6 protein-coding genes and 1 pseudogene are annotated in these 3681 nt (G+C 42.4%); all 7 read right to left on the reverse strand.

The genetic code is table 11. The features are described 5' to 3' along the window. Positions 1-73: 73 nt before the first annotated feature. A complete protein-coding gene (locus IQ242_RS19325; RefSeq protein WP_228021097.1) occupies positions 74-277 on the reverse strand; it encodes a DUF2283 domain-containing protein in 204 nt (67 codons plus the stop codon). Continuing rightward, a complete protein-coding gene (locus IQ242_RS19330; protein WP_193961079.1) occupies positions 274-510 on the reverse strand; it encodes a hypothetical protein in 237 nt (78 codons plus the stop codon). Before IQ242_RS19330 ends, IQ242_RS19325 begins: the two co-directional genes overlap by 4 nt. A 27-nt stretch (positions 511-537) precedes the next feature. Continuing rightward, on the reverse strand, positions 538-1329 hold the full coding sequence (locus IQ242_RS19335) for a Uma2 family endonuclease (protein WP_193961080.1): 792 nt from the start codon (positions 1327-1329) through the stop codon (positions 538-540). A gap of 201 nt (positions 1330-1530) precedes the next feature. Next, positions 1531-2313 carry a Uma2 family endonuclease gene (locus tag IQ242_RS19340; protein WP_193961081.1) on the reverse strand — a complete coding sequence of 261 codons (783 nt, stop codon included), beginning with the start codon at positions 2311-2313 and terminating at the stop codon, positions 1531-1533. A 196-nt stretch (positions 2314-2509) separates the two neighbouring features. Then, positions 2510-2983, reverse strand: coding sequence for a DUF29 domain-containing protein (locus IQ242_RS19345; RefSeq protein WP_061431917.1), 474 nt, complete (start codon positions 2981-2983; stop codon positions 2510-2512). A gap of 178 nt (positions 2984-3161) precedes the next feature. After that, positions 3162-3317 (reverse strand): hypothetical protein, encoded by a 156-nt coding sequence (locus IQ242_RS26910; protein WP_305070287.1) that lies wholly within the window; start codon positions 3315-3317, stop codon positions 3162-3164. 24 nt (positions 3318-3341) lie between these two features. Further along, a pseudogene (locus IQ242_RS26915) lies at positions 3342-3419 on the reverse strand (hypothetical protein); the annotation flags it as partial. Positions 3420-3681: the final 262 nt, after the last annotated feature.

Consider the following 3681-nt stretch of genomic DNA (forward strand, 5'->3'; position numbering starts at 1 on the left):
TNTCTTCCAGACATCGATAATTTTTTGGCGAAAATCTACGGAATAGGGTCTCATAGGAAGCTGGCGAGTTCTATTATTTGTCTATTTGCTTTTTATTGTACCTCATAGCTCCAAGAAGTGCTATAATATTGTCTTCTAGCAAACTATCATTGGCTCTTTGAGGCTTACGAAAGCTAATATATAAAACATCTGCTTCTTCATCATAATCTATCCAGATTCTTGAAGAAGGAGCGGTTAGCAAATAAGGAATTGATTTTAAGAGATTGACTGCTGTCATAGGATGCCTCGCTTGATAATTTTTTCGCAGGAGGATGTCAAAAAAGCAGTTATGACAAATCCATCGTTCTTTAGTTCTTTATAGATGACGATTGCGTCTTTTCTTGAGATAACAGTTTTCGGATAATGTTTTAGTGCTATTAGCTCATCAGTCCATCCCTTAACAATCAAATCAGGTTCAGCAATAGTCTCTAGTACCATATCAATACATCCCGCCAGGTAAGATACTTTCATGGCTTAGAAAATCCATTCATTATTTTCTCAATTTAACTGCCCGAATTGTTCCTGGTAACGAGCCAACAAAGCTTCTAGTTCTAGAACTCGCTGCCGTTCTCTTTCTGCGCGTTGGGTTTCCTGCTCGGCGCGTTGAGCTTCCTGCTCGGCGCGTTGAGTTTCCTGTTCGGTAGGAGTCAGTATCCAATTGCCGTCTCGTCCGTACCAGCGCAGCCACAACCGCTCAATGCCTTGACAATTTCCTGCCCAAAGTCCCAATCCCAATTCTACTTCCTCTAGCCACAACTGCTGGTTTTCTAGTCTTAAAGGCTGATATTTTCCTGATTTTAAGGTAAATGCCTGCAATTGGTTGCTGTAGCGATCAAACACCACGTAGTAGGGAATGCCTAAAATTCGTTCGTAAACTTCCCACTTGGTGGGAGGTTGGTTGATTCCCCGTACGGTACGCCCTAAATCTTCTGCTTCCGTTCCAGGAGAGAGTAATTCGATGGCGATGAAGGGAACAATTTCTTCCTGCCAAATCACATAACTCAGGCGCAATTCCTCTCCTTGGTACAGCCGCGAGACTCCCAAAGCGGCAAACCAGTCCGGCCGCTTGTACCATTGGGGATGGTAAGGGTCGTAGTAGAGATTTAGATCGCTGGCGATAAATATTTGTTCGGCAGGATAGTTAGAAGGTCGAAAGGTCTGGCGCAATAATTCGGGTTGGAAGAGATGAAATTCGTCAGGCAAGCCAGGTTCCTCCAAGTTTTCGCTGGGGAGGTCGTACATAGTTGGTAACATTTCTTTGGGTGGAAGGGACGGCGTTCTCTGGTACATGGGGGGAATGTTGCTAGTTTGGTGTTTAGTTTAGCAAGATAATAGGGCATTCATGTCAATTTTAGACCCCTGAACGCCGCAAGCCTTGATGCACAATAAATCGGAACAGTCGTCAATTCCTCGTTCTCCATTGGTGAAAATGCCGATTCAAAAATGAAGTACCCCAGCGGGGGAGTCTTACCAAAATCCGCCCAGAGGAAGTTAGAGACTTTCGGGATTAATCCCCAATTCCCTGAGTTTAGCCGCCAATCGCTCGGCTTTCTGTTGTGCTGCCTCAGCTTTCTGTTGTGCTGCCTCAGCTTTCTGTTGTGCTTCCTCAGCTTTCTGTTGTGCTTCCTCAGCTTTCTGTTGTGCTTCCTCAGCCAACTCTCGCGGGGTTGGTAACAAGATTCCATCTAAAGTCGCCCAGCGAATCCAGACGGTTGTTACCCCTCTATATTCTCCCTGCCAACGAACTAAAGCTAATCCCAAACGACCACTGATTAGCCATCCTTTCTCGTTGGGTTGCCGTGGTTCATATAGGCCATCAACCAAGACAAATTCGGCAAAATCTTCAGGGTTAAAAGGATCGTACCAGAAATATTCAGGCACTCGTAACTTATCTTGATAAATCTGTTTTTTCTCGGTTTTGTCTATTTGGGTGGTACTTTCCGAGAGGAGTTCAATCACTACATCGGGGGCTTTTCCCTCTTCCCAAGTAACCCAACTTTTTCGCTCCCCTTTTGGTACACCTAAGACGGCAAAAAAATCAGGTCCTTTGAAGTCTTGATTTTTCAGTTGTGCTGTACTGAAATATACAAACATATTGCCACTGGCATAACCATCTTCTCGTTGGTCTAGCCAAGGGGATATAGTGTCTATTAACAGATACATCTGCCATTTATGCCTTTGAGTTTCCATGGGTACTCCATCATCGCAGGGAAGTTCATCTTGGGTTGGTAATGCAGTTAACTGCATCGGTTGACTAAGCGTCAGAGTTTCCATATTTTTGTCCTAGATTTTGGGTTTAGTTATTTAGATTTCCTAGATTTTTTGCCCTCTTTCAGGCAAATGTTACTTTAATTAACTGGCTATAGCAATTCTAAATCAGTCGTGAACGGACAGGGGGCTTAAGCCCCTTGTTCAGCTACCTGTTGTCAAGGGTTTAGGGGATTACTATATGTTACATCACAATTCTAGGCTAAGACTCATTTAAGTAGAAATCATCATCCAAGAGCTGCTCAATTGAAAAAGGACAGGTGATTGGATACTCATTTTCTAATGGTATGCGAACGCCAAATTTAGCTTTTTTTCCATCTCTAATTGCCAGCTGGCGAGCGTCTGGATAGACTGAGGAAACTGCTGTTGACAGATAGGGATTGAGAGATGGAGTATCTCGTAAGCTTTTTTGAACTCGCTGCCGGTGTTCGTTGATTGAATCATACCAGCTGCCTGTCATAGTCTCAGGCGCATCGCCTTGTATCTTGAGCTTGAGTAAATGAGCCAACAAAACCATTAAGTTACTTTCTAAGGCTCTTTTTTCCGACTTGCCCAAGTCTTGTAATTCCTCAATTAAGTGTTCAACGTCTAGTCGTTCAAATTGACGATCTTTTAATTGTTGGATTGTCTGCTCAATCCACAAGTCAAAATCAGAATCATATAAAATAGTGGACATTTCTCGCAGTTTTATTAATGATATAAATTGGGCAAGCTTAATATTAATAAATATTGTCCGTTTTGTCAAGTAGTGATCGCCTGACAATTTCCTTGTACTATTTATCTTCCCTTAACCTTCCTTTTATTAACTGACTTCTACATCTCTTGCAGAACTATCAACTTCTATTCCTAAATTTTTAGCTATTTCCTGCGCCTTGAAATCTCCCGTCAGTGAAATAGCTATCTTGCAGTTGGATTCTTGTTGGTGTCGCTGCTGATAAAATTGGACTTTTACTTATAGAGGATTGGATTTCGCCAATTATCAACAGTCCATTTTTGATTAACAAATCCAATTCTATCTGGTCTGGCCTGCCAAAGACTTCGCCTTCGTCATCATATTCAGTAACATTAATCGCCGGCACTCCGAAAGACTCTTCTAAAATTGCTTTCAGAGCATCGCGGAAAGATTACTCCGAGTGCGGTTCCCATATCGCTCCCAAAGCATCAACACCACTGTCGTAATCGTCCCGCATTTCCCTATCTTGCAGAATTTCGGGCATTTATTGGCGGATAATCGCCTTAATATATTCGGCTCTTCGGGAATTGTTATGCAAATAATTAACTTAAAATAAAATTCGATGAGAGCAACTACGCTCAAAAGTAGCTGAAATTCATACAGGAAAGGACTTACAGCACAAACAGGTTAATACCAAAAGA

Origin of the sequence: Microcystis sp. LEGE 08355, assembly GCF_015207185.1 — a bacterium.
GTDB lineage: Bacteria > Cyanobacteriota > Cyanobacteriia > Cyanobacteriales > Microcystaceae > Microcystis > Microcystis panniformis.